Annotated in this window: 26 protein-coding genes; 10 read left to right on the top strand and 16 right to left on the bottom strand. The window is 34.1% G+C overall.

The window, feature by feature from the left end; genetic code table 11:
• Positions 1–29: 29 nt before the first annotated feature.
• The 3 genes from coaE (at position 30) to ACODSI_RS12680 (ending at position 3,084) form a co-directional block, all read left to right on the top strand.
• Complete coding sequence (gene coaE / locus ACODSI_RS12670) at positions 30–722, top strand: dephospho-CoA kinase (protein ID WP_488917269.1); 693 nt, start codon at positions 30–32, stop codon at positions 720–722.
• Between the two features lie 71 nt (positions 723–793).
• Entirely contained in the window at positions 794–2,377 is a 1,584-nt protein-coding gene (locus ACODSI_RS12675; protein WP_488917225.1) for a sensor histidine kinase, read from the top strand.
• 8 nt (positions 2,378–2,385) lie between these two features.
• A complete protein-coding gene (locus ACODSI_RS12680; RefSeq protein ID WP_488917226.1) occupies positions 2,386–3,084 on the top strand; it encodes a response regulator transcription factor in 699 nt (232 codons plus the stop codon).
• Between the two features lie 215 nt (positions 3,085–3,299).
• On the opposite strand, the gene ACODSI_RS12685 is transcribed toward ACODSI_RS12680, so the two are convergent.
• The 7 genes from ACODSI_RS12685 to ACODSI_RS12715 form a co-directional block, all read right to left on the bottom strand.
• Positions 3,300–4,025, bottom strand: a complete 726-nt coding sequence (locus tag ACODSI_RS12685) for an acyl-[acyl-carrier-protein] thioesterase (protein ID WP_488917227.1) — start codon at positions 4,023–4,025, stop codon at positions 3,300–3,302.
• 8 nt (positions 4,026–4,033) lie between these two features.
• On the bottom strand, positions 4,034–4,960 hold the full coding sequence (miaA, locus tag ACODSI_RS12690) for a tRNA (adenosine(37)-N6)-dimethylallyltransferase MiaA (RefSeq protein ID WP_488917228.1): 927 nt from the start codon (positions 4,958–4,960) through the stop codon (positions 4,034–4,036).
• A gap of 191 nt (positions 4,961–5,151) precedes the next feature.
• The gene (locus ACODSI_RS12695; RefSeq protein ID WP_488917229.1) at positions 5,152–6,513 is read right to left on the bottom strand and encodes an exonuclease domain-containing protein; all 1,362 of its coding nucleotides are present in this window, start codon (positions 6,511–6,513) and stop codon (positions 5,152–5,154) included.
• A 64-nt stretch (positions 6,514–6,577) separates the two neighbouring features.
• Positions 6,578–7,237 (bottom strand): YggS family pyridoxal phosphate-dependent enzyme, encoded by a 660-nt coding sequence (locus ACODSI_RS12700; RefSeq protein ID WP_488917230.1) that lies wholly within the window; start codon positions 7,235–7,237, stop codon positions 6,578–6,580.
• A gap of 41 nt (positions 7,238–7,278) precedes the next feature.
• The gene (locus tag ACODSI_RS12705; protein WP_488917231.1) at positions 7,279–8,520 is read right to left on the bottom strand and encodes a DUF1015 domain-containing protein; all 1,242 of its coding nucleotides are present in this window, start codon (positions 8,518–8,520) and stop codon (positions 7,279–7,281) included.
• An 88-nt stretch (positions 8,521–8,608) separates the two neighbouring features.
• On the bottom strand, positions 8,609–9,496 hold the full coding sequence (locus tag ACODSI_RS12710) for a 3-hydroxyacyl-CoA dehydrogenase family protein (protein ID WP_488917232.1): 888 nt from the start codon (positions 9,494–9,496) through the stop codon (positions 8,609–8,611).
• Between the two features lie 411 nt (positions 9,497–9,907).
• Entirely contained in the window at positions 9,908–10,876 is a 969-nt protein-coding gene (locus ACODSI_RS12715; protein ID WP_488917233.1) for a Gfo/Idh/MocA family protein, read from the bottom strand.
• A gap of 135 nt (positions 10,877–11,011) precedes the next feature.
• Between ACODSI_RS12715 and ACODSI_RS12720 the strand changes: the two genes are divergently transcribed.
• Positions 11,012–11,653, top strand: coding sequence for a protein-L-isoaspartate(D-aspartate) O-methyltransferase (locus ACODSI_RS12720; protein WP_488917234.1), 642 nt, complete (start codon positions 11,012–11,014; stop codon positions 11,651–11,653).
• A 61-nt stretch (positions 11,654–11,714) separates the two neighbouring features.
• Positions 11,715–15,461, top strand: coding sequence for a transglutaminase domain-containing protein (locus ACODSI_RS12725; RefSeq protein ID WP_488917235.1), 3,747 nt, complete (start codon positions 11,715–11,717; stop codon positions 15,459–15,461).
• A 40-nt stretch (positions 15,462–15,501) separates the two neighbouring features.
• Here the strand turns inward: ACODSI_RS12725 and ACODSI_RS12730 are convergent, their stop codons facing one another.
• Together ACODSI_RS12730 and smpB are read right to left on the bottom strand one after the other, a co-directional pair.
• Positions 15,502–15,861, bottom strand: a complete 360-nt coding sequence (locus ACODSI_RS12730; protein ID WP_488917236.1) for a helix-turn-helix domain-containing protein — start codon at positions 15,859–15,861, stop codon at positions 15,502–15,504.
• An 11-nt stretch (positions 15,862–15,872) separates the two neighbouring features.
• Positions 15,873–16,325 (bottom strand): SsrA-binding protein SmpB, encoded by a 453-nt coding sequence (gene smpB / locus ACODSI_RS12735; protein WP_488917237.1) that lies wholly within the window; start codon positions 16,323–16,325, stop codon positions 15,873–15,875.
• A 143-nt stretch (positions 16,326–16,468) separates the two neighbouring features.
• Here smpB and ACODSI_RS12740 point away from each other — a divergent pair, with 143 nt between their 5' ends.
• Complete coding sequence (locus tag ACODSI_RS12740) at positions 16,469–17,080, top strand: hypothetical protein (RefSeq protein WP_488917238.1); 612 nt, start codon at positions 16,469–16,471, stop codon at positions 17,078–17,080.
• Between the two features lie 95 nt (positions 17,081–17,175).
• A complete protein-coding gene (locus tag ACODSI_RS12745; protein ID WP_488917239.1) occupies positions 17,176–17,400 on the top strand; it encodes a VF530 family protein in 225 nt (74 codons plus the stop codon).
• Positions 17,401–17,436: 36 nt separating this feature from the next.
• On the opposite strand, the gene ACODSI_RS12750 is transcribed toward ACODSI_RS12745, so the two are convergent.
• From ACODSI_RS12750 to ACODSI_RS12765, 4 genes are read right to left on the bottom strand one after another with little or no spacing between them, the layout of a single operon-like run.
• Entirely contained in the window at positions 17,437–18,975 is a 1,539-nt protein-coding gene (locus ACODSI_RS12750) for a hypothetical protein (protein ID WP_488917240.1), read from the bottom strand.
• 12 nt (positions 18,976–18,987) lie between these two features.
• Positions 18,988–20,151: an ABC transporter ATP-binding protein gene (locus ACODSI_RS12755; protein WP_488917241.1), complete on the bottom strand. Its 1,164-nt coding sequence runs from the start codon at positions 20,149–20,151 to the stop codon at positions 18,988–18,990.
• An 8-nt stretch (positions 20,152–20,159) separates the two neighbouring features.
• On the bottom strand, positions 20,160–20,720 hold the full coding sequence (locus ACODSI_RS12760; RefSeq protein ID WP_488917242.1) for a GNAT family N-acetyltransferase: 561 nt from the start codon (positions 20,718–20,720) through the stop codon (positions 20,160–20,162).
• 20 nt (positions 20,721–20,740) lie between these two features.
• The gene (locus ACODSI_RS12765) at positions 20,741–21,595 is read right to left on the bottom strand and encodes an aldose 1-epimerase family protein (protein ID WP_488917243.1); all 855 of its coding nucleotides are present in this window, start codon (positions 21,593–21,595) and stop codon (positions 20,741–20,743) included.
• A 101-nt stretch (positions 21,596–21,696) separates the two neighbouring features.
• Between ACODSI_RS12765 and ACODSI_RS12770 the strand changes: the two genes are divergently transcribed.
• Complete coding sequence (locus ACODSI_RS12770) at positions 21,697–21,978, top strand: hypothetical protein (RefSeq protein WP_488917244.1); 282 nt, start codon at positions 21,697–21,699, stop codon at positions 21,976–21,978.
• 94 nt (positions 21,979–22,072) lie between these two features.
• Complete coding sequence (locus ACODSI_RS12775) at positions 22,073–24,325, top strand: M1 family metallopeptidase (protein WP_488917245.1); 2,253 nt, start codon at positions 22,073–22,075, stop codon at positions 24,323–24,325.
• A 108-nt stretch (positions 24,326–24,433) separates the two neighbouring features.
• Here the strand turns inward: ACODSI_RS12775 and ACODSI_RS12780 are convergent, their stop codons facing one another.
• The 3 genes from ACODSI_RS12780 to ACODSI_RS12790 all read right to left on the bottom strand — a co-directional run bounded on the left by ACODSI_RS12780 (position 24,434) and on the right by ACODSI_RS12790 (position 26,232).
• Positions 24,434–24,943, bottom strand: a complete 510-nt coding sequence (locus ACODSI_RS12780; RefSeq protein ID WP_488917246.1) for a DUF4199 domain-containing protein — start codon at positions 24,941–24,943, stop codon at positions 24,434–24,436.
• Between the two features lie 85 nt (positions 24,944–25,028).
• Complete coding sequence (locus tag ACODSI_RS12785; RefSeq protein WP_488917247.1) at positions 25,029–25,442, bottom strand: OsmC family protein; 414 nt, start codon at positions 25,440–25,442, stop codon at positions 25,029–25,031.
• 64 nt (positions 25,443–25,506) lie between these two features.
• Positions 25,507–26,232, bottom strand: a complete 726-nt coding sequence (locus ACODSI_RS12790) for a DUF4328 domain-containing protein (RefSeq protein WP_488917248.1) — start codon at positions 26,230–26,232, stop codon at positions 25,507–25,509.
• A gap of 149 nt (positions 26,233–26,381) precedes the next feature.
• On the opposite strand from ACODSI_RS12790, the gene ACODSI_RS12795 reads away from it, so the two are divergent.
• The gene (locus ACODSI_RS12795) at positions 26,382–26,663 is read left to right on the top strand and encodes a hypothetical protein (RefSeq protein WP_488917249.1); all 282 of its coding nucleotides are present in this window, start codon (positions 26,382–26,384) and stop codon (positions 26,661–26,663) included.
• Positions 26,664–26,719 lie beyond the last annotated feature (56 nt).

The following is a 26,719-nucleotide window of genomic DNA, read 5'->3' on the forward strand; positions in this document are numbered from 1 at the left end:
GTGCGGTTGAAGAAAACTATGAAAGAAGTATGTTTACTTCTGCTCAAAAAGATGCACCAATACAAAAATCTGTAGAAAGAGTGGTCGATAAAATTATTACACCAATTCAAAAATTAGTGGAACCCGTTTCAGTGAAAACTAAAATTATTGGTTTGACTGGCGGAATAGGTAGTGGTAAAACGGCTGTGGCCAATTATATACAATCTAAAGGCGTACCTGTTTATATCTCCGATTTGGAAGCAAAAAAAGTAATGGAGTTTCCAGAAATTATAGCACAAATCACTACTGCTTTCGGTACCGAAATGTTAGACGATAAGGCAACATTGAACCGCGATAAACTTGCTTCTATTGTTTTTAATGAACCTGAAAAATTAAAACAATTGAATGCAATTGTGCATCCAGCCGTAAAAAAGCATTTTGAGAATTGGATTAAGCAACATCAAAAATTCCCAATAATTGTTAAAGAAGCCGCTATCCTTTTTGAAAGCGGAAGTTACAAAGATTGTGATAGTATTATTACGGTTTCGGCGCCATTGGAATCAAGAATTGAGCGCGTACTTAAAAGAGATAAAACTACTAGAGAAAAAATTCTACTTCGAATTAACAACCAACTTTCTGACGAAGAGCGTATTGCAAGAAGTCAATTCGTAATTAAAAACGAAAATTTTGAAGATACTAAAAAACAAGTCGATGAAATACTCGATTTGTTGAGAAATAAATAAAAAACTTCCTCAATGTTAATGTTTGGTTAATACATTAACAGAACAATTGTTAAAATGCTAATTTTGTTGTGATGAATAAGTTTGTTTTTCGGCTTTTAGTATTGTTGATGAGCATCTCTTTATTAGGGATTATTTTTGTCCAAGTTTATTGGTTTAATACTTCATTAGAAAAAAGCGAAGAGCAATTCAAGTTTCACATCAAGCAAGTTTTAGGTAACGTATCTAAGAAGTTGCAAGAACAAGAAAAATATACGTTTTACAATAAGTATAAAAAGCTAAAAGATAGTACTGGAAAAGCACCTCAAACCCAAGATTTGCTGGAATATAAGTATTACCAACGCAATAAAAAAACAAACGAAACCATTATCTATTCCAATAGCATAATGGCCGAAGATTATGATTTGTTTTCTACGCTCTTTGATAAAAATGCAGACAGCTTAAAGGTTAAAAATTATGCCGCTAAGCGCAAAACAATGATTTTTAACAACAATTCATTCGACAATACGGGTATTCAAAATAAAGTAGTACCCGATGTTACCATTGAAAAATCAGGACCACTTGAAATTTTAGAAAATGCCCAGTTTGATATCTTTTATAAAGATATAGCCGCTAATTTTCCAATTCAAGACCGAGTTTCCAAAGAAGTATTGTTAAAAATTCTTCAAAACGAATTGAATGAATATGGCGTTAAAACACCATTTGAGTTCAATGTGTATAGCAATGGATTGGCAACTAAAATAAAATCAGAGCATTTTGCTTACGATAAAGATGCAACGTATTCGATTCCGATTTTTATAGACAATGACGGAAATAATAAATATTCTTTATTGATTTCGTTTCCACAAAAGAAGAAGTTTTTGTTCTCAGAAATTTTGGCCATAACCTTGTTATCGATAATTTTTACTTTAGTAATCATCATCGCCTACGCTAATGCCTTACACCAATTGATAAAGCAACGTCAAATTTCTGAAATTAAGACCGATTTTATCAACAACATGACACACGAGTTCAAAACGCCTATTGCAACCATTAATCTAGCTCTAGACGCCATAAAGAACCCAAAAGTGATAGAAGATAAGGAAAAGATTTTTCGCTACCTGCAAATGATTCGTGACGAAAACAAACGAATGCATGCGCAAGTAGAAAATGTGCTTCGTATCTCTAAATTAGAAAAAAAGGAACTCGATATTTCTAAAGAATCGCACAATGTGCAAGATATTATTGAAGAAGCAATTGACCACGTACATTTAATTATTGAAGATAGACAAGGAACGATAACCACTCATTTTGAAGCCAATAGAACCATAGTACTACTAAATGACGTACATTTTACTAATGTAATTGTTAATATTTTAGATAATGCTATAAAATATTCGCCAGAGGCACCCGTTATAGATATATATACCGAGAATATTAAAGATTTTATTCTCATCAAAGTCAAAGATCATGGCGCTGGAATGACCAAAGTCGCTCAAAAGCGAATTTTTGAAAAATTCTACCGCGAACACACTGGAGATTTGCACAACGTTAAAGGCCACGGATTGGGCTTAGCATACGTCAAACGAATTGTAGAAGATCATAATGGTCAAGTTTTTGTAGAAAGTGAAAAAGGAAAAGGAAGTACGTTTATTATAAAAGTCCCATTGATAAATTAAACAAAATTATGGAAAACAAAAAAATATTATTAGTCGAAGATGACCAAAACTTTGGTGCCATTCTCAAAGATTATTTGATGCTAAATGACTTTGAAGTCGTTCTAGCAAAGAATGGTATGGAAGGTTTTGAGAAATTCAAAAAAGACACTTACGATTTATGTATTCTGGATGTCATGATGCCCTATAAAGATGGGTACACATTAGCCAAAGAAATCCGTGAAAAAAATAAAGAAGTACCTATCGTATTCTTAACGGCCAAAACCATGAAAGAAGACGTTCTAAAAGGATACAAAGTGGGTGCCGATGATTACCTAAATAAACCGTTTGATTCAGAAGTATTATTGATGAAAATCAAAGCCATCATGCAACGCAAATCCTCTGAAACCAAAGCCGAAAACGTACAATTTGAATTCCAAATCGGTAAATTCCACCTAAATTCTAAATTGCGTTTTCTAACGTTTCCTGGTAACGAACCAATTAAGTTATCACCTAAAGAAAACGAATTGCTAAAAATGCTAGCGCTGTATGTAGAAGATTTGATGCCAAGAGAATTAGCGTTAACTAAAATTTGGAGAGACGATAACTACTTTACTTCCAGAAGTATGGATGTGTATATCGCCAAATTAAGAAAATACCTTAAAGACGATCCAGGTGTAGAAATTCTAAACATTCATGGTGAAGGATTTAGATTAGTTGTTAAAAAATAAACAGAAAGCTCCAAGAAATTGGGGCTTTTTTTATGAGAAGCTCTTTCCAGCTTTCCGTTCCAATCTTTATAAACCTGACGGATTTATAAAGGATTTCCTCTACAATCTGGGCTAGGGTACTATGAATACTAAGATATTTGTATCACAAATTCAAAAAAAGTCTTCGTGAAAGCAAATAAAATAATTTGTGATAATCTGTGAAATCTGTATTTTAACTATACCTCCAATTCCAAGGCAAAACAAACTTTTCCATCTTTCGATATAGTAAACAAGGATTCGTTTTTTGAAATTTGAATACACTCTTTTTCCGAAAGTTCTTTCATAAAATTCATGTCAAACGCTTTGATTTTTTGAGATAATATTATTTCTGAATCTACTAAATCCAAACACCATTCTAAGTATTTTACGTTGTTGGCATGATTCACAATGTCCAGATCCGACAATTGCACGACACGTTCTGCAACCAATTCCAGTTTTTGTTGAATGTCAATTTTAGAAAATGTCTTTTCCGTTGCGGTCATACTAGGGTATTTCTCAAAATGTTCGTGGGGTAACGCCAAGGCTTCTGGTCGTCTTTTCTCGGTATTGAAAACAGCCCAAAATGTTTCACAACCAACCAATTTTTCATCACCCAAATACACCTCTAAACAACGGTTGGAACGCGAATTTTCGAGCGTATTAATCCAAGTTTTAATCGTGATTTTATCTTTCCACTTGGGTAAACGCTTAATTTCAACGCGCATCTTACTCAACACCCAGGCCTGATTAAACTCTTGCATATCACTAAAACTAATGCCGCCAATTTCCGAATGGGCTGCTGCGGTTAATTGCAAAAGATTGCACAATTCGGTATATTTTAAATAGCCATTTGGGTAGCATTGCAAAAAATTAATGTCCCATTCTTTGGTTAAAATAGACGTGAAATTTGGTGAAATAGGCATATAAATAATTAAGTATTATGAATTATTTTTTGGATAGCCTCTATAATAACTTCCTTGTTTATCAAATAATCAAACCAAATTGCATTTTCAGTACGTTTAAACCAGGTCAATTGACGTTTGGCAAATCGGCGTGTGTTTTTTTTGATTTCTTCAATGGCCAATTCTAATGAAGCTTTTCCATCAAAGTAGTCGAACAGTTCGCGATAGCCAACGGTTTGTAGGGCGTTTAATTCTTTATTTGGATATAATTTTTCAACTTCTGCCAATAAGCCTTCTTGAATCATCAAGTCAACACGTTGGTTGATTCGGTCGTACATGATTGCCCTTTCGGCTTCTAAACCAATAACAATTGGGGTAAAATTTCGATTGTTTTTCTTCTGTTTCAAGAACGAAGAATAGGGTTTTTCAGTACCGATACACACTTCTACAAAGCGTTTCATGCGTTGTGGATTGAGCAGTGTTTGTGGGTTTTCACTTTGTAATTTAATGTAGTAATCAGGATCTAATTCTTGCAACTTTTGTTGTAAATAGACGATGCCTTCTGTATCAAAATCGGTATTAATTTGTTCTCGAACACTCGAATCCATATCTGGGAAATCATCAAAGCCTTTCAAAACCGCATCAACATACAAACCCGAACCGCCGACCATGATTTGGATGTTGTTTTTTAAGAACAATTGGTCAAGTTGGGTTACAGCTTCTTTTTCAAAATCACCCACAGAATACGATTCGAAAATTGATTTGTTTTGAATAAAATGATGAGGTGCTCCAGCCAATTCATCATCAGTAGGAACGGCCGTACCAATTTTCATTTCTTTATAAAATTGACGGCTGTCGCACGAAATAATATCACATCCAAAATGTTGTGCCAAGGCAATGCTTAAGGAAGTTTTTCCTATGGCTGTTGGTCCGATGATGGTGATGAGGTAGTTCATTTTTTTTCTTTCAAAATTCTTTGTTCATTTGTTCAACCTTCAATTTTGAATACCGAACGTTAATTTTGAAGCGATTATCCTAGCCCCGATAGCAGTGAAAATCCTTTTATTGCTTGGAAATCAGCCCCATTTTTTAAAAACTTTTGGCAATAAAAGATTGCAACGGATAGCGGGAATAGCTGCTAAAAAAATTAAAATTTTAATACTTTCATGACTTTGTTTTTTTTCAAATAATTCTGAATTATTTGACGCGTATCACGGTTATTTTGCATCGGAATAAGAATGTTTTTCAACACTTCAATATTGTTTATTTGGTAATTCAAATCGTAAAAACAATAGCCTTTGTAAATGCCGTTTTCGATTAAAATAGCGCTGCGTTCGTTCAGGGTTCTGCCTCGATCAACAATCACTAAATTGTTGTTATTGAACGCCATTTCGTTAATAAATTCTTCAACACGTTGGTTATATGTTTCGGGTGTTTCTTTGCCCAAACACGCGCCGTTGCATTCTTTTATTTTGTGTTGAAAACAGCCGTTTTGTGTTTCATATAAACCGTTTAATTTTTGACACAAATTGTGTTTTTCAGTAATTCGGTACAAGGCATTTTTTCCTTCTTGCAGGGACGTGTAGGACGTGATTTCTTTTTTTCTGCCGTCGGCTTTTTCCAATCTCAAATTGAGGTAGCCGTTTTCATCTACAACGTCATATAACGCCCATTGAAAAATGCTTTTACGTTGTGCTCGATTGTAAATGGGTTTGTTGATTTTGATTTCTTCACTTTCTTTCAACAAAGCCACCAATTCACTACCGGTTTCTTCATAAGTCACGGCAAAAACTTCAACCTGAATCTTCTTACTTTTATTAGCACTTCCTGTAAAATGCTGGTTGACACGCTTTTTGATGTTCTTGCTTTTGCCAATATAAATCAAATCGCCTTTTTCGTTGTGCATATAATAAATGCCTGTTCTACTCGGAAGACTTTCAACGATATCTAGTAATTTCGGGGTTAATCCGCTTTTGATTTCGGCTTTAATGGAACTGATGAGAATTTCTTTTTCGGTGTCTTTGGCCAATAACATTTTGAACAACTTTACTGTTGCCATGGCGTCACCGCTCGCACGATGCCGGTCTGCCATTGGAATTCCGAGGGCACGAACTAATTTTCCTAAACTGTAAGAAGCTTGTCCCGGAATTAATTTTTGAGATAATTCAACGGTACACAACGTCGGTTTTACAAAATCATACCCCAAACGATTGAATTCCGTTCTTAAAATGCGATAATCAAATGACGTGTTGTGTGCTACCAAAATGCAACCTTCGGTAATTTCGATGATGCGTTTGGCAACTTCATAAAACTTGGGAGCACTTCGCAACATGGCATTGTTGATTCCAGTCAATTTCACCACAAACGGCTGAATTGGCTTTTCGGGATTGACCAGGCTAATGAATTGATCGATTACTTCATGACCATCAAATTTATAGATGGCGATTTCTGTAATTCCTTCTTCATTAAATTGACCACCAGTGGTTTCTATGTCAAGTATTGCGTACAATTGAGTGATTAGTAATTAGTCGTTAGTGATTAGTGAAAGTCTTTGCTCTAGTTTCTATGTTCTATTATCGTGTTCCAAAGATACTACTTCCAATCCGAACCATCGTACTGCCACATGCAATGGCAACTTGGTAGTCGCCAGACATACCCATGGATAGGGTTTCAAGTTTCAAGTTTGGAGTTTCAAGTTGGTTGTGGTGATCAAAAATAGTTTTCAAATGTTGAAATTCACGTTTTATTTGCGCTTCATTATCGGTAAATGTAGCCATTCCCATCAAACCTACCACACGAATATTTTCAAAAGTTTTGAACTCTTCAGAAGCTAGTAATTCTTGTAATTCCTTTTCATCCAATCCAAATTTGGTGTCTTCTTCGGCAATGTGAATTTGCAATAAGCAATCTACTTTTTTGCGCCATTTCACTGCCAATCGGTTGATTTCTTTCAATAATTTCAAACTGTCTACGCCATGAATTAATTTCACATACGGAATCATGTATTTCACTTTGTTGGATTGAACATGACCGATCATGTGCCACTGAATGTCTTTGGGCATTTGTTCCCATTTTTCGGTCATTTCTTGGATTTTGTTTTCTCCAAAAATGCGTTGTCCAGCGTGGTATGCTTCCATTAAATCGGAAACTGGTTTGGTTTTGGAAACCGCTACCAAAGTCACAGACTTGGGAAGTTGTGATTTTATTTGAAGTAAATTTTCTTTTATTGACATTATAAATGGGTGTCTATTTTCTTTCGTCTATTTTCTAAAACTTATAATTCATATACCATTAATCCACTTCGAAACTTTGGTTCTATATACGTACTTTTAGGAGGCATAATCAAATGGTTGTCTGCCAAGGCTTTTATTTCTGAAATATCAGATGGAAAAAGCATGAATCCAATTTCAAATTCGCCTTCGTCTACCAATTCTTTAATCGTTAAAATGGATTGCTTTCCAGGAATGTATTCGATGCGTTCGTCATTGCGTAAATCTTCAATTCCCAAAATAGGCTGCAGTACTTTATCGTATAAAATTTGAGCATCAAGATTTTCTAAGAGCGATGGATTATTATTTTGCTTCAGTTCGCTATCGCTCGAGCCTAATTTATAAAAAAGGGCATAAAAATTTCCGTCTAAATACATGCCAAATTCAAACTTGCCTTGCGGTTTCCACAATTCTTGTTCTTTTGATTTGATGATAAAATGTTCCGACAATAGCTCTAAAAAAGCATCTTTGGAATGCCCGTTCAAATCGCGGATGATTCGGTTGAATTCATAAATTTTTACATTACTTTCTGCGATCAAAAAACTCATAAAATACTTTAAGTGTTCGTTGCCTAAATGTTGATTTTGGTCGTACAAAAGCTCTGCAGACGCCGAACGATGGTGCCCATCAGCAATATACAATTCGGGAATGTTTTCAAATTGTTCTTCCAACCATCGAATTTCGTTGACATTATCTACTTTCCAAAGCGTATGTTTTTCTTTATTGGTGGTCGAAAAATGATAAATGGGTTGTTCTTTTTTCTTTTCCGAAATCCAATTATTAATGGCTGTTTTGTCGGGATAAGTAATTAAAACAGGCTCGGTATTGAATTCGGTTTGATGCAAATAATCTTTGAATAATTCGACACGATATTGCAACGTATCTTCGTGTTTTTTGATGATGTTATTCTTGTAATCGGCAATAGAAGTTCCAGCTACTATTCCGGTAAACAACTGCGTTTTGGTTTGAATTTCATACACAAAAAACGAAGCGTTTTCATCAGCTACAAAAATGCCATCGTTTTTAAAATCTTGATATTTGTGCGCTACACCTTTAAAACGTTTGTCTAATGTGATTTTTTGCGAATGCACGTAAGCCGGATTAATCACGTGCAAAAACGAATACGGATTGAAATTCAACCATGCAGCGAGTTCTGCCGGCGAGTAATCGTCGTAGTTTCTGCAAGTAACCAAAGCTACTTTATCGGGCGTTGGACGAACGGCTTTGAAAGGGATTATTTTGCTCATGATTTAACCGCAAAGTGCGCTAAGTTTTACACAAGGTTCGCAAGGTTTAGCGTGCTTTGCGCCATCTTTGCGAACCTTGCGGTTAATTTTATTTAAACTGTTTAGAAACTTTTTCTGCTTTTTTGCTTTCCGAATAATCATAAAAACCTTCACCCGATTTTACGCCGAGTTTTCCAGCCATGACCATATTTACCAGTAAAGGGCAAGGCGCATATTTAGGGTTTTTAAATCCGTCGTACATTACGTTTAAGATCGAAAGACAAACATCCAAACCGATGAAATCTGCCAATTGTAAGGGTCCCATTGGGTGCGCCATTCCGAGTTTCATAACCGTATCAATTTCTGTAACACCAGCCACGCCATTGTATAACGTTTCAATCGATTCGTTGATCATCGGCATTAAGATTCTATTGGCTACAAATCCGGGATAATCATTAACTTCTGTTGGTGTTTTTCCTAACTTGACGGATAAATCCATGATGATTTTCGTCACGTCGTCTGAAGTGTTGTATCCGCGAATGATTTCTACCAATTTCATAATTGGCACTGGGTTCATAAAGTGCATTCCGATAACACGTTCTGGATGCACTACTTGTGCAGCAATTTGGGTTATAGAAATAGAAGAAGTATTGGTGGCTAAAATCACATTATGGTCGCATACTTCACTTAATTGTTTGAAAATGTTTAATTTAAGTGTCACATTTTCAGTGGCTGCTTCTACCACTAAATCGGTTCCCACTACGCCATCTTTGATGTCGGTGTAAGTGATAATGTTTCCGATGGTTTTGTGTTTGTCTTCTTCAGAAATCGTTCCTTTGGCTACCATTCTATCAAGGTTGGAAGCTATGGTTGCCATTCCTTTTTCTAGAGATTTTTCAGAAATATCAATTAATTTTACGGTAAAACCGCTTTGAGCAAAGGTGTGAGCAATTCCGTTGCCCATCGTTCCTGCACCAATTACAGCTATTGTTTTCATTAGGTTTGTTTAGTTTGTTTTAATATGTTTTTAGTATAGGAAAAAAGAAATATGGCTCCAAACAGAAGAACCATTAATTTATTATTATTCCAGTTTTGATAGGCATAATAAATGAGAAAAATAATACTCAAGTATTCTAAAATTTTGAAAAAAGCATTAAGTAGGTTTTGTGTTTTTATTGGAAAATTATTCCAAACGGTATGTAAAAAATATTTAACAAACCATGCTAAACACAAAAATCCAAAAACCAATAATCCTAAGACAGAAACTTGTCGTTCAGTACTATTTTCATCAAATAAAGAATTTTTTAAAAAGTAAATCAAATAAATTACAACAGAAAAATACAGAATTATTTTGGTTATTCTGGTACTTTTATAAATCGAATTTAGTATGAAATCTTTTCTAGTCATTTTACAAGCTTTCCATCGAATCAATAATCATATACGCCACACGCAAGGCTTCCGTGCCGTCTTCTAAAGTCACAATAGGAGTGGTATTGTTGTTAATTGCATCAGCAAAAGTTTCCAATTCATCTAAAATAGCATTGTTGGGAGCCACGTCAGGATTAGCAAAATAGATTTGCTTTTTCTCGCCTTCTGCATTTTGTAAAATCATATCAAAATCACCTGGAACTTCGGGTGCTTCTTTCATTTTTACGACTTCACAAATTTTATCCAAATAATCTACCGAAATGTAAGCGTCTTTCTGAAAGAAACGCGACTTGCGCATGTTTTTCATCGAAATTCTACTCGAAGTAATATTAGCCACACAGCCGTTTTCAAATTCAATGCGAGCATTGGCAATATCAGGTGACTGACTCAAAACCGAAACGCCACTGGCATGAACCGCTTTTACTTTCGATTTAACCACACTCAAAATAGCATCAATATCGTGAATCATCAAGTCTAAAACAACCGGAACATCAGTGCCACGCGGATTGAATTCGGCCAAACGATGCGTTTCAATAAACATCGGATTTTCAATCATGTTTTTTACGGCGATGAATGCTGGGTTGAAACGCTCTACGTGTCCAACTTGTCCTTTAACATTGTATTCTTTGGCTAGAGCAATGATTTCTTCGGCTTCTTCAACTGTGGTTGCAATGGGTTTTTCAATAAAAACATGCTTGCCACTTTTAATCGAAACCTTAGCGCATTTGTAGTGCGAAAGGGTAGGTGTTACAATATCGATAACATCTACCGCATGAATCAATTTGGCAATAGTATCGAATTGTTTGTATCCAAATTCGGCCGCAATTTTGGCGCCATTTTCTTGATTTTCATCATAAAAACCAACCAATTCATATTTTTCAGATTGTTGTAACAACCGTAAGTGTATTTTTCCGAGGTGACCGGCACCTAAAACGCCAACTTTAAGCATAAAAAAAGTATTTTCAACAAAAATAAGATATTTGTTCCAAGTTTTAAGGTATCGCTTTCAAGTTTTTTTTGGAAATTGGAATTTGTTTTTTGGTTTTTTTACGTCTATTTTTACACCAACAAATTACCACCCAAATTGAAAGATACGAATAAGCACCAAGGACTTCGAAATCAACTGGCTAAATTGCTGGAAGAAAAAGGAATAACGGATAAAAATGTGTTGGAAGCTATTAAAAAGATTCCGCGTCATTTGTTTCTCAATTCTAGTTTTGAAGATTTTGCGTATCAAGACAAAGCTTTTCCTATTGCGGCGGGCCAAACCATTTCACAGCCCTACACCGTTGCCTTTCAAAGCCAGTTATTGGAAGTAAAAAAAGACCATAAAATACTTGAAATCGGAACAGGAAGCGGTTATCAAACGGCTGTTTTGTGTCATTTGGGCGCCAAAGTGTATTCTGTAGAACGCCAAAACGAATTGTTTAAAATTACTTCGTTGTTGTTACCAAAATTAGGAATCCGTCCTAAACATTTATCTTTTGGTGACGGTTATAAAGGCTTGCCCAATCATGCTCCATTTGATAGTATTATCGTTACGGCAGGTGCACCAATCATTCCGCAACCTTTGATGGCACAATTAAAGATTGGTGGCAGGTTAGTCATTCCAGTTGGTGAAAAAGATCAAATCATGACAATGCTCATTCGCAAAAACGAAACACAATTTGAAAAACATGAATTTGGCGATTTCAAATTTGTACCCTTATTAGAAAATAAGAATTAATATATTGAATTCGAATAGAATTAGTATATTGTCGTTCTAAAAAATCAAACCCTATAGATTAATGAAAAAAATCATTGCCATTTGCGTACTGTTTGTGAATGTTGCTTTTGCACAAACTAGTGAGAAAAAAGTTTGGGATTTATTGTTAGCCAATAAGCGTGAAGAAGCCCGAAAACTTTTTGATAAAGATTTGAAAGCCAAAGAAGAAACCAACGTCGACTACCTTTTATTAGATGCTATGTTGGAATATGAATCGGGACGTTTGGCTTTTGACGACGAGTATGTTGTAAAGTTTATCAAAGCCTGTAAACAAAAAGAATATTTGTACCCAGTTTGGTACAAACCTTACATAATGGACAATGCTAGTTCTAGTGGGTATAATGATTTTACGTATAAAAAAATAGACCTTTTAGCCGCTTCCGAAGTTTTTGGAAAAGACCCATTAGTACTTTATTTCAAAGCCATTTGCGACCGTAGAAGAAAAGATGAAGCTGGATTTGCAGCTAACATAAAGAAATTGAATGCTATCCAAGATTGGCAGTATTGTGGTGTCTTTGAAAATTTAAACGATAGTGGTTTAGAAACTGAATACGAACCAGAAATTTATGCCAAAAACGACAAACTTTTTGATGCGAATAGCAACGGTAAAATCGGCTGGTATATTCCGGTAGATAAACAAGCAGAAGGGTATCATTTTTACAGCAATGAATCGGAGTATGGTGACGGAATTATCTATTCGCAAGTGTTTATTGATTCACCTTCGGATAAAGATGTTGTGGTGAATTTTGGGACGAGCTCTTCCATCAAAATCTTTGTAAACGATGTTGAAATTTATGTAAATAATATGGCAGAACATACCGATTTGAATGCGTATCGCGTCAAATTCAAATTGGCAAAAGGAACCAATCGATTGTTGGTAAAACTTTCCACACAATCTAACAATGATAACTTTTTTGTTTCCTTAACAGACGAAGCTGGAATGGTTTTTTCTGATTTGACTTATGCAAATACTTATAAACCCTACAACAAATCGACGCTTGAACAATTGAATCCGATTGAAATCAATCCTGATTTTGAAAATTATTTCAAAGATATGATTGCCAAAAATCCGGATAATGTATTGTACAAAATTTTGTTGTTTAATTCGTATTCTAACAACAGTAAAAACGACGAAGCAAATGATGTGATTGAGGAATTGATAAAAAAATATCCTAAGTCATCGTTGATTCAAGTTATGCTAATGACTAATTATTCGAACAAAAAGGAAACTCAAAAAGTAGAAGAGATTTCGAAAAATATGGAAGTCAACGATGAAAATTATTATTACAATATTTTAAATAAAATTCAAGATCAAGAATGGCTTACCAGTACTAATATTGTTGAGTTAGAAAAGTTTCGTGAGAAAACAGTCATCATAAAATCGGATATGATTACTACGTTGTTCGACTTTATTCTTGCCTCTAGAAAATCGGACGTGAATTTGATGCTTGAAAAAGTAGATCTTTTGTTTTCGAAATCCAATAATAATGAGTTCTATATTACTACATTTTCGGGTATTTATGAACAATTGAAAAACGACAAATCCAAAGCCATTACGATGCTTGAAAATTTGGTTGCCAAAAAAGAAAATTTCACGGCTTTAAATCAGCTAAAAAGATACTATAAAGACGCTAATAGAAAAGAGGATGTAGAGAAGATGTTGCACGATGTGAGCAACAAATATACTTATTCTAACGATTTAAGATCTGATTACATTGATCTTTTAGTGGATGATAAAAAGTACAATGATGCTTTAGTAGAAGTAGATAAAGCGTTGGCTAATTTCCCTTATTCGTTCACACTTTTACAGAAAAAAGGAACTATTTACAACAATTTAAACAACATCAAAGAAGCTGAAAAATATTTCAGAGAATCGCTATTGCACAATTCAGGAAACAGTTCGTTGCGCAAGCAATTGTATGACATTACTAAAACACCTGATGAAATTGAAGAAGTGGCAACGAAAGACATTTATAAAGTAATCAAACAAAGACGCAATTCCACCTTAAAAGGCGATTTTGGGGTAACTACTTTGTTGGATGAATACATCGTAAATATCTTACCAGAAGGCGGAAGAAAATCTAAAGTGACCTATTTATATGAAATCACTTCCGAAAAAGGAATTGAAGAAATGAAAGAATACAACATTCAATCGTATAGCAATACCGTTTTAAAATCGGAAATTGTAAAGCAAGACGGAACAATTGTTCCAGCAGAAGAAGGCGATGGTACGTTAGTATTCACCGATTTGAAAATTGGCGATGTGATCTACATACAATACGAGCGCTATGAAAACTCGTATGGTAGATTCTATAAAGATTTTGATTTATCGTGTTATTTCAATAGTTATTACCCAGCAGTTGAAGCAATTTTCGGATTTATTTATCCTCCGGGAACTGAGTATATTTCCGATTTTATCAACGGAACGGTTCCGGCAACGACCAAAAAAGTCAACAATAAAACGTGTATGATTTGGAAAAGATCTAACGTTCCTGCGATGGCTTTGAATGAGGCTTATGCACCTAATTTTAGTGATCTTACTAACACTATTCGCGTGAGTACGATTAAAACATGGAAAGAAATTTCTAATTGGTATTCAGATTTAGTGAAGAAAAATTTGAAATTAGATAAAATCACTAAAAACACTTTTGCCGAAATTTTTCCTAAAGGTGTAGCTGGAATTCCGCAAGAAGAAATTGCCAAAAAAATCTACTCGTATATTGAAAATAACATCAAATACAGTTCGTTAGATTTCAGACAAAGTGGGTATGTTCCGCAAAAACCATCCAAAACCATTACGACTAAATTAGGAGATTGTAAAGACGTTTCTACCTTGTTTGTTGCCTTGTCACAATTGGCAGGATTGAAAGCTAACTTGGTTTTAGTAACTACCAACGACAACGGATTTACTTCGATGTTGTTGCCGTCTAACGATTTCAATCATTGTATTGTAAAAGTGAGTATCGACAACAAAGAATATTTCTTAGAATTAACCGATAAATATTTGCCGTTTAAAGCGCTTCCGAGCAGCTTGTATCATGCCAATGCTTTGGTAATATCGTTTGATAAAGCTGAAAATGAAAAATCTAAAATCATCGCAATTCCATTTGATAATGCCTTAAGAAATATTTCAAAATCGTCTACAGTGGTGACTATTGATGAAAAATCAAAAAACTTTGTCAATACCTTTACGGTTGAAGGAGCCAACAAATCGTATTACAATGAATTGTTCTCAGACGCCACTACAGAAGACGTTCGCAAGAAAAAGATAGAAGAAGATTACAATGCAAAATTGAAAAAAGTAGTTTCGTTGCAATCGTCTAAAATCATTAAAAATGAGATGTACGATAAAGACATTACGTTTGAAACGCAGTTCACCATTTCAGAACGCATACAAACCGTTGGAAACCTAAAAATCACCGATGTTCCATTATTAGATAATGTATATACAAGAGATATCATTGCTTTAGAAACTCGAAAATACGATATTGATTATTTTAGTTATGAAACGACTAATGAATACGATTCAGAAGTAATTTTGAATGTGGCTGCCGATAAGAAATTTACCGAATTACCTGAAAGTAAATCGTTTACTTTTAAAGGTCATAAATATCAAATTTCTTTTGAATTGGTGAAGCCAAACTCACTCAAAGTAACGCGTAAGGTTACCTTGAATTGGGACAAAATTTCGGTTGCCGATTATCCAGAGTTTAAGAAGTATGTAGACGATGTGATTGCCGCAGAAGAGCAAATCGTCGGATTCAAATAAAAACAAAGCCCATCTCATTTAGATGGGTTTTTTTATGGTATTACAAATTACTTAGTTTGTTTTTTAAATTGTCTATTTCCGATAAGATGGCGGCCATTTGAATTTCTTTATCGTTGTTTTTCAATTCGATACCTTTTTCTTTTAGAATTTCGGTAATAGCTTGTATCGATTGGGTGTTAAAATCTACCCGATTTAGAAGTTTTTGTTTGTACCATGCGACTAAAATAGTATCGAGATCAATTTCAAGAAAAGCAGCTAATGTTTTAATCTGTTTTTCGGTTGGAATGCGTTGACCGTTTTCAAATTTGCTGATTAGTGCTTGATCGATATTAGTAATTTCGGCGAGTTCACGCGTTCTAATATTCTTATTTTCCCTCGCATTTTTTAAAAGATCTTTCATATAGGAAAAAATTAAAACGATTTTTTTATCCTATCCAAATCACGTTTGGTATCGTTTTCTTTTAAAGTTTCGCGTTTGTCAAAAGTTTTTTTACCGCGTGCCAATCCAATTTCGAGTTTGGCTAAGCCTTTTTCATTGGTAAACAATCGAAGTGGAATGATGGTCAACCCTTTAGTTTCCACACTTCGGGCAAGCGATTTTAATTCGCGTCTGTTTAAAAGCAATTTGCGTTCGCTTCTCGATTTGTGATTGAATTGATTTCCGAAAGCATATTCTTCAACATAGGTATTGATGGCAAATAACTCACCATTATTAAATTCACAAAAACTTTCGGCTATTTGCGCTTTCCCGAGTCGGATGGATTTAATTTCTGTTCCAGTTAACACAATACCTGCCGTGAAGGTTTCAATTATTTCATAATCAAACCGTGCTCTTTTATTAAGTATGTTGGCCGTTTTTATCATTCTGAGGCAAATGTACTAACAAAATAATGAAACAAAAAGTAAAATTATTTAGTGTCAAAAAAAATTTCAAACAATGATATATGTCAGTTTTTAAGTAGATTCTTGACAATAAATTTGTCGTATAATTTTAAAACTAAAACAAAATGAAAAAAATTTTATTAGTTGCAGCGATAGCTTTATTTGGGTTAACTGCAAATGCACAAGAGAAAAAAGAAAGTAAAGGATTAGAAGGAGTATGGTGGGTTTCTGGACAACTTCAGTTTGGTTCATCTAAAGATGCCGCTGGAAATAAAACAGCTACTACAACGGTTCTTCCTATAGTAGGTACTTTCGTTTCTCCTGATGTAACTATCGGTTTGGGTGTTGGAAACATTGGTTCTAAATATACTCCAGTAACCGGTTCTTCTACAACAGGAAATCTTTTTGTGGTTAAACCTTTAGTACGAAAATATTGGAATATTTCTGGTGGATTGTACTTCTATGGACAAGCTGCCTTACCAATGACTTTTGGTAAAGATGCTGTAAAAACTAAAACAACAAGCGTGAGTTTAGATTTTGCTCCAGGTTTTGATTATGTAGTAAACAAATGGATGACTGTTGAAACTTCTTTTAATTTAGTAAGTATTGGTTCTACTACATCAACTCCTGATGGTGGAACAAAATCATCTACATTCGGATTTAATGCGCAGCCTATGAACACTTTGAGTGATAGAGCTTTGGGTGACTTAATGGTAGGTGTGAAATTTTTATTCTAATGTATTAGAATTATTTAGAGTTATTGGTTAGTTCCGATTCATTTCGGACGAAAAGGTCATCATTTTTAATGGTGACTTTTTTTTATATTTGCGGTATGGAAAACAACACTTCAAAAGATCCTTTACACGGAATTACATTGCAAAAAATCGTTGAACAATTGGTCGATTATTATGGGTTTGATACTTTAGGTGAATTGATAAAGATTAAATGTTTTAATGAAAATCCGAGTGTTAAATCGAGCCTTACTTTTTTACGAAAAACACCTTGGGCACGAAAAAAGGTCGAAGAATTGTACATCAGAACATTACCAAAATTATAAAAGAAAACCCTTTCTACACGGAAAGGGTTTCTTGTTTTAGTTTTCAGCTACGCCTTTCCATTGTTTTATTTTATACGAAAAGAAAAACATCATTATAAAAATGATAGCTAGATTTACATAGAGCATGTATTCTATGTTATCTTCTAATAATCGGTACATTTTGTAATTCGCATCTTCAGTATTAATAGTAACACCACCATTGTAATTATAGTAGTTACTAAGACTTTTGCAGATAATCATGGCTAAGAAATACAATATCGGAAAAAAGGCACCATAACTCCACAGTAAAACATTCAACAAAATAGCCGAAATGGCTTTTCCTTTCTTCCTATAAATTACGAATAAGAAGTATATAAATACAAAAGTAATCATCGATGCTACACCAATTAAATACACATATTCGGAAGAGGCAACGGCACTCGTAATTCCCAAAACAATATTGAAAACACCAACAGAAACAAGGGCAATAAGCCAACTTTTACCCGATGTAACTCTAAACGAAAACAACGCAATTGACAATCCTAAAGCAAAATAAAACATAACCAAAAGCATCTCATAATTGACTAAAGGATTGGAATAGCTTTCAGAAATAATAGAGTAATTATAATTTAAGGCGCTTGCAGGGACAAAGTATTTATTATACACAATTCGTTCTTCTCCAACATATTTTATATACCGATTTATCGTATCGAATTTTTCTTCATTTTCTGGTATTGCGGCTACCGCAACCTCATTGTTGTTTGAATAATTATAATTGCTATAATCGTCTTTTTCATAGGTTGCTACTTTGTATTCTGATACAAAATTAGGGTAATGATATACCAATGCTAACCACTTTTCTTCATCGACATTTGCTATTAGTTGATGCTCTTTTGCGATTTTTAAATAGTCTGAAAACAGCGATTTCACCTTATTTTTTTCATTATTAACCAACCACGTTTTTACAGTAACTTTTCTAATAGAATCTTCTTTAGAGTTAAAAATTGAAAAGCTTTCTACATTTTTATTGAGCAGCGAATTCAATTCATATTTTTTTCCTTGGAAGACGAAATAATCCAACGGAACACTTTTTAGAGTATCATTTACTTTTATTTCTACTTCTTTTGGTTCTTGAAATGAACCTTCATAAAAAATAGAGGCTTGACTGATGATTTCACATCTTTTTTTAAGCTCTGATTCGGTAAAATAGCTTCTAATTTTTATGTTTTTTCCCGAAATGAAAGAAGCTGAAAAAGTACTTAGCAATAAACAAATTACTAATATTAATAGCCATTCTTTGAATAAGGAATTATTTTTTTTAGGATAAAACGATTTGAATGCATTGTTTTTAAAATAATAAACCAACCATAAAATTAAAATGATTATTGCCGATAAAATGCCAAAAAAGATGGTGATACTTTCATTATCACTACTGTAATTTCGCTCTGTTTCAAGAAAATTTAAGGTACCATTGTAATATCCAATTATAAAAAACAGTATGTGAAAAAGGACCAGCACTATACTAATGGGTACAATTTTTAAATTCCACAAAAGTGGTTGATGGATGAGTAAGTATTTCTGAATGTTTTTGAACATGATTTTTACGTTTTAAGATACAAAAAAGCGACGAGTTGATTTGGAGATGTTTCTAAAATATTGCAACGGAATTTTCTGTTCGATTGCCAGTTGCATAAAGTCGTAAACGGACATGCTTTCTGGAAAAGTTACAATATAAGTGCCACCATTAAATTGCAACGAAAGCATGTTTTTCTTCTCAAAAATAGCTCCTAATTCACTTTGAGCCCAATCGCTTTCAAATTCGATAACCAAATTGTTTTCGGGTACAATTTCGTTTTCAGCAGCTGCTTTTTCATGTAGGTTTTTTTGTTTTCCATGTTTTAAGAAAATGACTTGGTCAGAGGTTTTTTCAACTTCATACAATTGCTGTGAGCTCAGTACAATTCCAATGGGTCTAAAAGGCGATTTAGCAATGGCTTTAAAATCTTCTAAAACGGTTTGTTGCGCTAGAATGTCTAAGTTTGCTAAAGGCTCGTCAATCAATAAAATTTGTGGTTTACGTAGCAACATTCGAGCCAGTTCAAAACGCATTTTGTAACCCGATGACAAACTTTTCCAACTGTGATTTCTAAATTTTCGCAATCCCAATCGTGCAATTGTCAATTCAACAATCAACTCGTTTTCTTCTGGTTTGTAGCCATAACTAGCCGCTGTAAATTGTAAATTTTCAAACATTGAGCCATACCAAGTGTCGGTTCGTTGCGGAATATACACCAACTTTGTTCGTAAGTCGTATTGATTGGTACCTTCAAAATGATAATTTATCGTTCCGTTTGTAGCATATAATTCGCCGCAAAGGCACCGCAGCAATGTGGTTTTTCCATTTCCATTTTCACCAACCAAGCCCAAAATTTCACCTTGTTGCAATTCCAAGGTTATCGGACCCAATCCAAAGCTGGATGTACCATAACTTTTCTCTAAATTTTGTGTCGAAACCAGAATTTGCTTTGAAGCTGTAGGTTTTTTGCTTAGCGTAGCATACAATTCAGATAGTATTGTTTGGTATTTTTCTTTCTTAGCTTCGGTATTGTTTTCATTTTGATCGAGCCAAGTCAGAAAATCAAGTGTTTTTTTATAATGAGGTATTTCTTCTGTATCGAGTGCTAAATCAATAATCCGTTTGGTCAGAATAGAAAAGTCTTCAAACTTTAAAAAGCCCTGCAGCTCTTGGTATTGTTTTTCAAATTCGTTCATATAGTTGTTTATCTTTTGAAATTTCTTTTTAAAAGCGAATAAATAATAGTGTCCCAAAACTTACCATTCCACAATTCGTTTTCCAAAATATGGGCTTCTTTTACAAATCCGTTTTTTTGTAAAACCCGCTCCGACGCATGATTATCAGGGTCGATTACGGCTTCAATGGAGTGCATGTTTAACACGTCAAAACCGTATTCTAAAACTACTTTGATGGCTTCGGTAACGATACCTTGTCCGTTGTATTGTGGCAAAATCATGTATCCAATTTCACAGCGATGGTTTTCGGGTTGAATTCTATAATGACCGATGACTCCAATAAGTTTGGGATTTCCTTTAAGTGTAATTGCCCAATTGATGCCTACGTTAGCTTCAATTTTATCATCAATCATTTGGATGTGTTCCAACGCTTCTTCTTTGGTTGTTACTAAAGGCCTCGGAATAAATTTCATCGTTTCGGGATTGCCACGAAGCTCTAAAATTTCGTTTACATCGGTAACAGAAACACGTCTGAGAAGTAGTCTTTCGGTTTCTAAATTCTGAAAAGGATGAAAATTGATGTCTAACACAGGCTATATTTTTTGTGAATTTATAAAATTTGAATGGAGAAATGGCAATTGAAACTGCAATTTTCATTTACAACTTGTATTCCATCTTTATCGAAAAGATTTCCATTAGAGTGAATCGTGTCAGAATAACCCAACCACGGTTCGATACAGATAAACGGCGCACCAATTTTAGTCCAAATTCCTAAGTTTTTAAAATCGTCAAAAACCACTTTTAATTTCGGAAGATCATTTTCTAAAAGGGTAATTTCTTTGGATGACAATGTTTTAAAAATTAAGGCATCATTAGCAAAAGTCGAGTAGGTTAGTGGTAATTTTTTGTGGTTTAATTCAATTTCAAAAGTAGTATCGGAAACTAAATCATTTTCTAAAGTGTAACATTTTAGGGTTTCTTGCTCACTAAATGCTAGCGAATAGTGTTCAAAATCATTCGGCAAAGCAAAAGCAGGATGTGCTCCAATAGAAAATGGAATCGCTTTACAATCGTGATTGATAACGGAATAACGTATGAATAATTGTTGATCTAAAAGCATGTAAGTCAATTGCAATTCAAACTCAAACGGATATATTTTTCTAGTTTCTGCTGAAGATTTTAGAGCAAAAGTAGCCTCAGTTTTATTTGAGTTAATTAGTTTAAAATCAGCATCTCTAGCAAATCCATGACGTAATAATTGATACTTTTTATCGTTGTAATTATAGGAATTGTTTTTTAATGTCCCTACTATCGGAAAAAGTACAGGCGAATGCTTTCCCCAAAAGTCAGGATTACCTTCCCAAATAAATTCTTCATTAGAATCGTTGGTTTTTAATGAAACAAGTTCTGCTCCTTTAGCATTGATTTGTGCCGATAATTTTGAATTTGAAAGAGTTACAATCATCAATTAAGAAAAAAATAAGTTTAAAAAAATAGGTTGGGTAAATATATTTTATTAATTTTATTCTACCCAATAAATCTAATCAATAATTAAAATCTACTATTATGGCTACACAGTTTGAATCCATCGAGAAAGAAAAGATAGCCCAATTGTCTTTTCCAAAATCAGAAGTTCTTCAAGATATTGCAGAAATTAAGCAACGTTTTTCCGACTTAAATCGTGCCCTTTCTTTAGGAAATTTAGAGCATTCCAAAATCAAAATTTACTTTGAAGACAATCAATCGAAAAAGGTAGTAGAAACCACGGTCTGGGGTTTAACCGACCAAAGAGTCATTTTAAAACAAGGAAATGTCATTCCGATTAATCGAATTTTTAAATCGGCGTAACAAAATATACATTTGATATACATATATAATGCTTTTGAGTCATTCAGAAGCATTTTTTTCTTTTATTTGCTATATTATTAAATCAATTCAATTTATGAAAAACACTCTTTTTAAAGCCTTCTCATTAAGTGCTTTGTTTTTTGGATTTTCAGCTGCCTTTGCACAAGATGGAAAACCAACTTCAAACTACAATTACAACGAGACCTTTGCGAATAATTTTTACACTAAAAATGGTACAGAAACACGTTCTGCGAGTGGACAACCCGGTGCAAAATATTGGCAAAACAGAGCTGATTATTCTTTAACAGCTACTTTAAACGATCAAACTAAAGAAATTACCGGTTCTGAAGTATTGACGTATACCAACAATAGTCCTGATAAATTAGGTTTTTTATGGATGAATGTGGATCAAAACCTGTTCAAAAAAGATTCTCGTGGGAATGCTATTATTCCCTTAAAAGGAAGTAGAAACGGTGCTAAAGGACAAGATTTCGATGGTGGATTTACCATCAAATCGGTAAAAGTGGTTTCAACGGTTGGTGGAAAGTCGGTCGAAAAAGAAACAACATATACTATTACAGATACCAGAATGCAAGTCGATTTACCTCAAGCTTTAGGGGCTAATGGTGCTTCGGTTAAACTAAAAATAGATTTCTCATTTATTTCACCTGATTACGGTTCAGATCGTATGGGTGTAGTAGATACTAAAAACGGAAAAATTTTCACTATTGCACAATGGTATCCAAGAATGTGTGTCTATGACGACGTTCGTGGTTGGGATACACATCCATACCTAGGCGCAGGTGAGTTTTATTTAGAATATGGTGATTTTGATGTAGCTATTACTGCTCCAGCGAGTCACATTGTAGTATGTTCGGGTGAATTGTTAAATCCAACCGAAGTATATACTGCAGAACAACAAAAACGTTGGGCAGCTGCTAAAAATAGTGATAAAACCGTTATGATTCGTACGGCTGATGAGGTGACTAATCCGGCTTCTCGTCCAACAGGAAAAAGTACGTTAACATGGAAATTTAAAATCAAGAATGCTCGTGATGTATCTTGGGCTTCTTCGGCTGCTTTTATTGTAGATGCGGCACGTATCAATTTGCCAAGCGGTAAAAAAGCGATAGCGATTTCTACCTATCCTGTAGAGTCTGACGGTCAAGCTGCTTGGAGTAGAGCTACTGAATATACCAAAACATCGATTGAAAATTATTCTAAAAGATGGTTCGAATTCCCTTATCCTGCAGCTACAAACGTAGCTGGTAATGAAGGTGGAATGGAATATCCTGGAATTGTATTTTGTGATTTAAAATCAAAAGGAGAAGAATTATGGGGTGTTACCGATCACGAGTTTGGTCACGGTTGGTTCCCAATGATTGTAGGTTCTAACGAGCGTTTATTTGCTTGGATGGATGAAGGTTTTAATACGTTTATTAACGGAGTAAGTTCGCAAGATTTTAACAACGGAGAATACAAACAACGTATAACAAACATGCATCAAGTTGCTGGAATGTTAACCAATCCAGAAATGGAACCGATTATGGCAGCTCCAGATAATTTGAAAGAAGCTAACTTAGGAATCTTGGCTTACTTTAAACCAGGTTCAGGGTTGGATATGTTGCGCAACAATGTTCTTGGGAAAGAGCGTTTTGATAAAGCATTTAGAACCTATACCGAGCGTTGGGCATTCAAGCACCCAATGCCAGATGATTTTTTCAGAACAATTGAAAATGTTTCAGGTGAAGATTTGGGATGGTTTTGGAGAAGTTGGTTTGTGAACAATTGGAGTTTAGATCAAGGCATCACTAAAGTAAAATACATTAAAGGTGATGCTAAAAATGGAGCACAAATTACAATTGAAAATTACGACAAAATGGTGATGCCAGTTGTTTTAGAAATTAAAACGAAAAGTGGTGCCGTTTCCAGAAAAACGCTACCTGTAGAAATTTGGCAACGCAATAAAACATGGACTTTTAAAGTTGATACTAAAGAAGAATTAGAATCAATTACCTTAGATCCAGATAATGTTTTCCCGGATGTTAATGACGAAAATAACGAATGGACTGATGCTAAAAATGGTGTGGATAAATCAGTTGGATTGGATGCTTATGTAGGTGATTATTCAAGCACCAAAATTCCGATTAAAATAAACATCACTAATGAAGACGATAGTTTAGTAATCAATACTCCTGGTCAACCTTCAGCACCTTTAGACGATAAAGGAAATGGAAAATTCACTATGGATCAAGCTGGATTAGTAGTTCAATTCAATGCTGCTAAAGACGGATTTACGTTGATGATTAGCGGACAAAGTTTTGAGTTTACTAAAGTTAAGAAATAGGCTATATACTATTTTAACTATAAAAGGTACACAGTAATGTGTACCTTTTTTTATGGTTTATTACTTGAAAAAATTTCGTTTACCAAGCAATTGTAAATAGTTTATTAATTATTCTACAGTTATTTTTTTCTTTTTTAATGCTAATGAAGCTATAAACGAAACCACAATTCCAGCTGGAAAAACTTCCATAAAAGTTAATAAAATTACCAATATTGGCGATTTATACCATTCTTTCATCTGATTTATTTCTGTGGTTGTTTTAGCCAAGTCTTCTGGTTTTGCTTTTTTGATTGCTAAGTCACCATAGCGTTCCATAAAATCGGGAAAGAAATTATAATAAATGATCAACCAAACAACAACATACATCGTTGAGGTAATTAGTGAAATTAGCAAGCCTGTTTGAAAAGCTTTTCCTAAAGTGATGCTATCTGAATTGGCTCTTCGTTGTTGTAAAATTCCTAATACAACAAACACATTTGCTAAAATGATGGACAGAAAACCCAAAAAAGTACTGGGTTCATATTGAGGATGGTATTTCATATACATCGTCAAGGCAAGCATTACACTACTGACAGCTAATCCACCGAGTAGTCCATTTTTTAATACATTGTTTTTCATGAGTTTGGTTTTTGGTTAGTATTTCAAAAGTAATAAAAAAAACCACTACAAAATTGCAGTGGTTTTTTGAAAAGTAGAAATAAAATTAAGCATTCAAACTATATGATACTGTAATTGTGGTATTCAACACCTTTGATATTGGACAATTTTCTTCTGCATCTTTTACCAATTCGGCAAATTTTTCTTCCGTAATACCAAAAATTTGAGCTGCTAAAACTAAGTTTGAAGATGTAATTGCACCATCTTCCAACACAACTGAACAAGTAGTTTTTAGTTCATCTGGAGTAAAACCTGCAGCTTGAAGATTAAATGCCAATTTCATTGTAAAACATCCCGAATGAGCCGCGGCTATCAATTCTTCTGGATTGGTACCAATGCCATCTTCAAATCGAGAACCAAACGAATATTGCGTTTGATTTAATACCGAACTTTGTGTCGTTAAATGACCTTTACCATCTTTTCCTGTGCCGTTCCAAACAGCTGTTGCATTTCTTTTCATACCTAAAATTTTTAATGAACTATAAAGCTACAGAAAAATTAGTTAGTCAAGTATTACTATTCTGTTAATTTTTTTCTTCAATTGTTTCCTCAGGCAATTTGATTTCGTTATTTGAATCAATAACAACTTCCTCTACTTCTTTGTAATCATAAAGCACTTTTTCAACTTTAGCGTAATCACTAATCACTTTAACCGTTACAATGGCTAGTGGTATTCCTATTATATTAGAAATCATACTTGCCGTGGTCAAACTGATTAATTCGTCTATTGATTTTGAACTTAGTGAAGTACGTAAAACATATTGTCCTACTAGATTATTTAAAATCCATAAAGCCCACCAAGTTCCAATAAAACGCGTTGAAAAAGCTGTATTAATTTTGATCTTTTTCTCATCCAAATAGTCATCTGTTTTTCGGTATAATTCTAACATCATGTGATAAGGTTTGTACAAACAAACAATAGGAACAAACCAACTACCGGCTGCCCAACCCTCAGAAAATTCTAAATAATTAACGCGCTCTTGTAAGTTATAATAGGCTCTTCTAAACCATTGGATAAAGGTAATTCCGGATATTATAAAAACGCAAAAGGTCACAATTCCCATAAATTTTTCTCTGCTATCATTGGCTTGAGCACTTTCAAGAGTTACTGATACACCATTAGCAGCATCCGTTAGTAAATCGTGTTGTAAATAGCCCGATATAAAAGATAAAATATCGGCAGCCATTGAAAACCAAATTAATAAGATAGCCAGTTTGGCTCGTTTTTCGTTAAATCGCAAGTGTTCCATGGGTGATAGATTTTATATTCTACAATTATAGGTAATATTTTAAAATAAATGATGAAGTATTTTAAAAGTATAAGTTTTCAAACTTTTTTGTAGTTTTACCACTTTGATATGCTCTTATTCTTAATTTAATAAACCAAAAATCAATTGATATGAAACTTAAAAAAATACTTTTATCTGTCGCATTCCTACTAGTGGTTAATATGGCTAGTGCTTTCACAATCCGATATTACAACAACGATTCGCAAAACTATACCATGGAAGTACGCTCGAATGGTTCCACTCAAAAAATTGAATTTACCAGTTCAACAACAGGTTCTACATCGGTGCAAACCAGCGCTTCTGAAATAGAAATTAAAACGTCTTGCGGTTGGGTTAAAGTAAAAGATGGTGCTAAAATTAGCATCAAAAATGGGTGTATTAAAATTGAATAATTTTCAGTTTAACGATGTAAAAGCTCTGTGAAAACAGGGCTTTTTTTAATAATAAA

Source organism: Flavobacterium sp. FG139 (assembly GCF_057809695.1).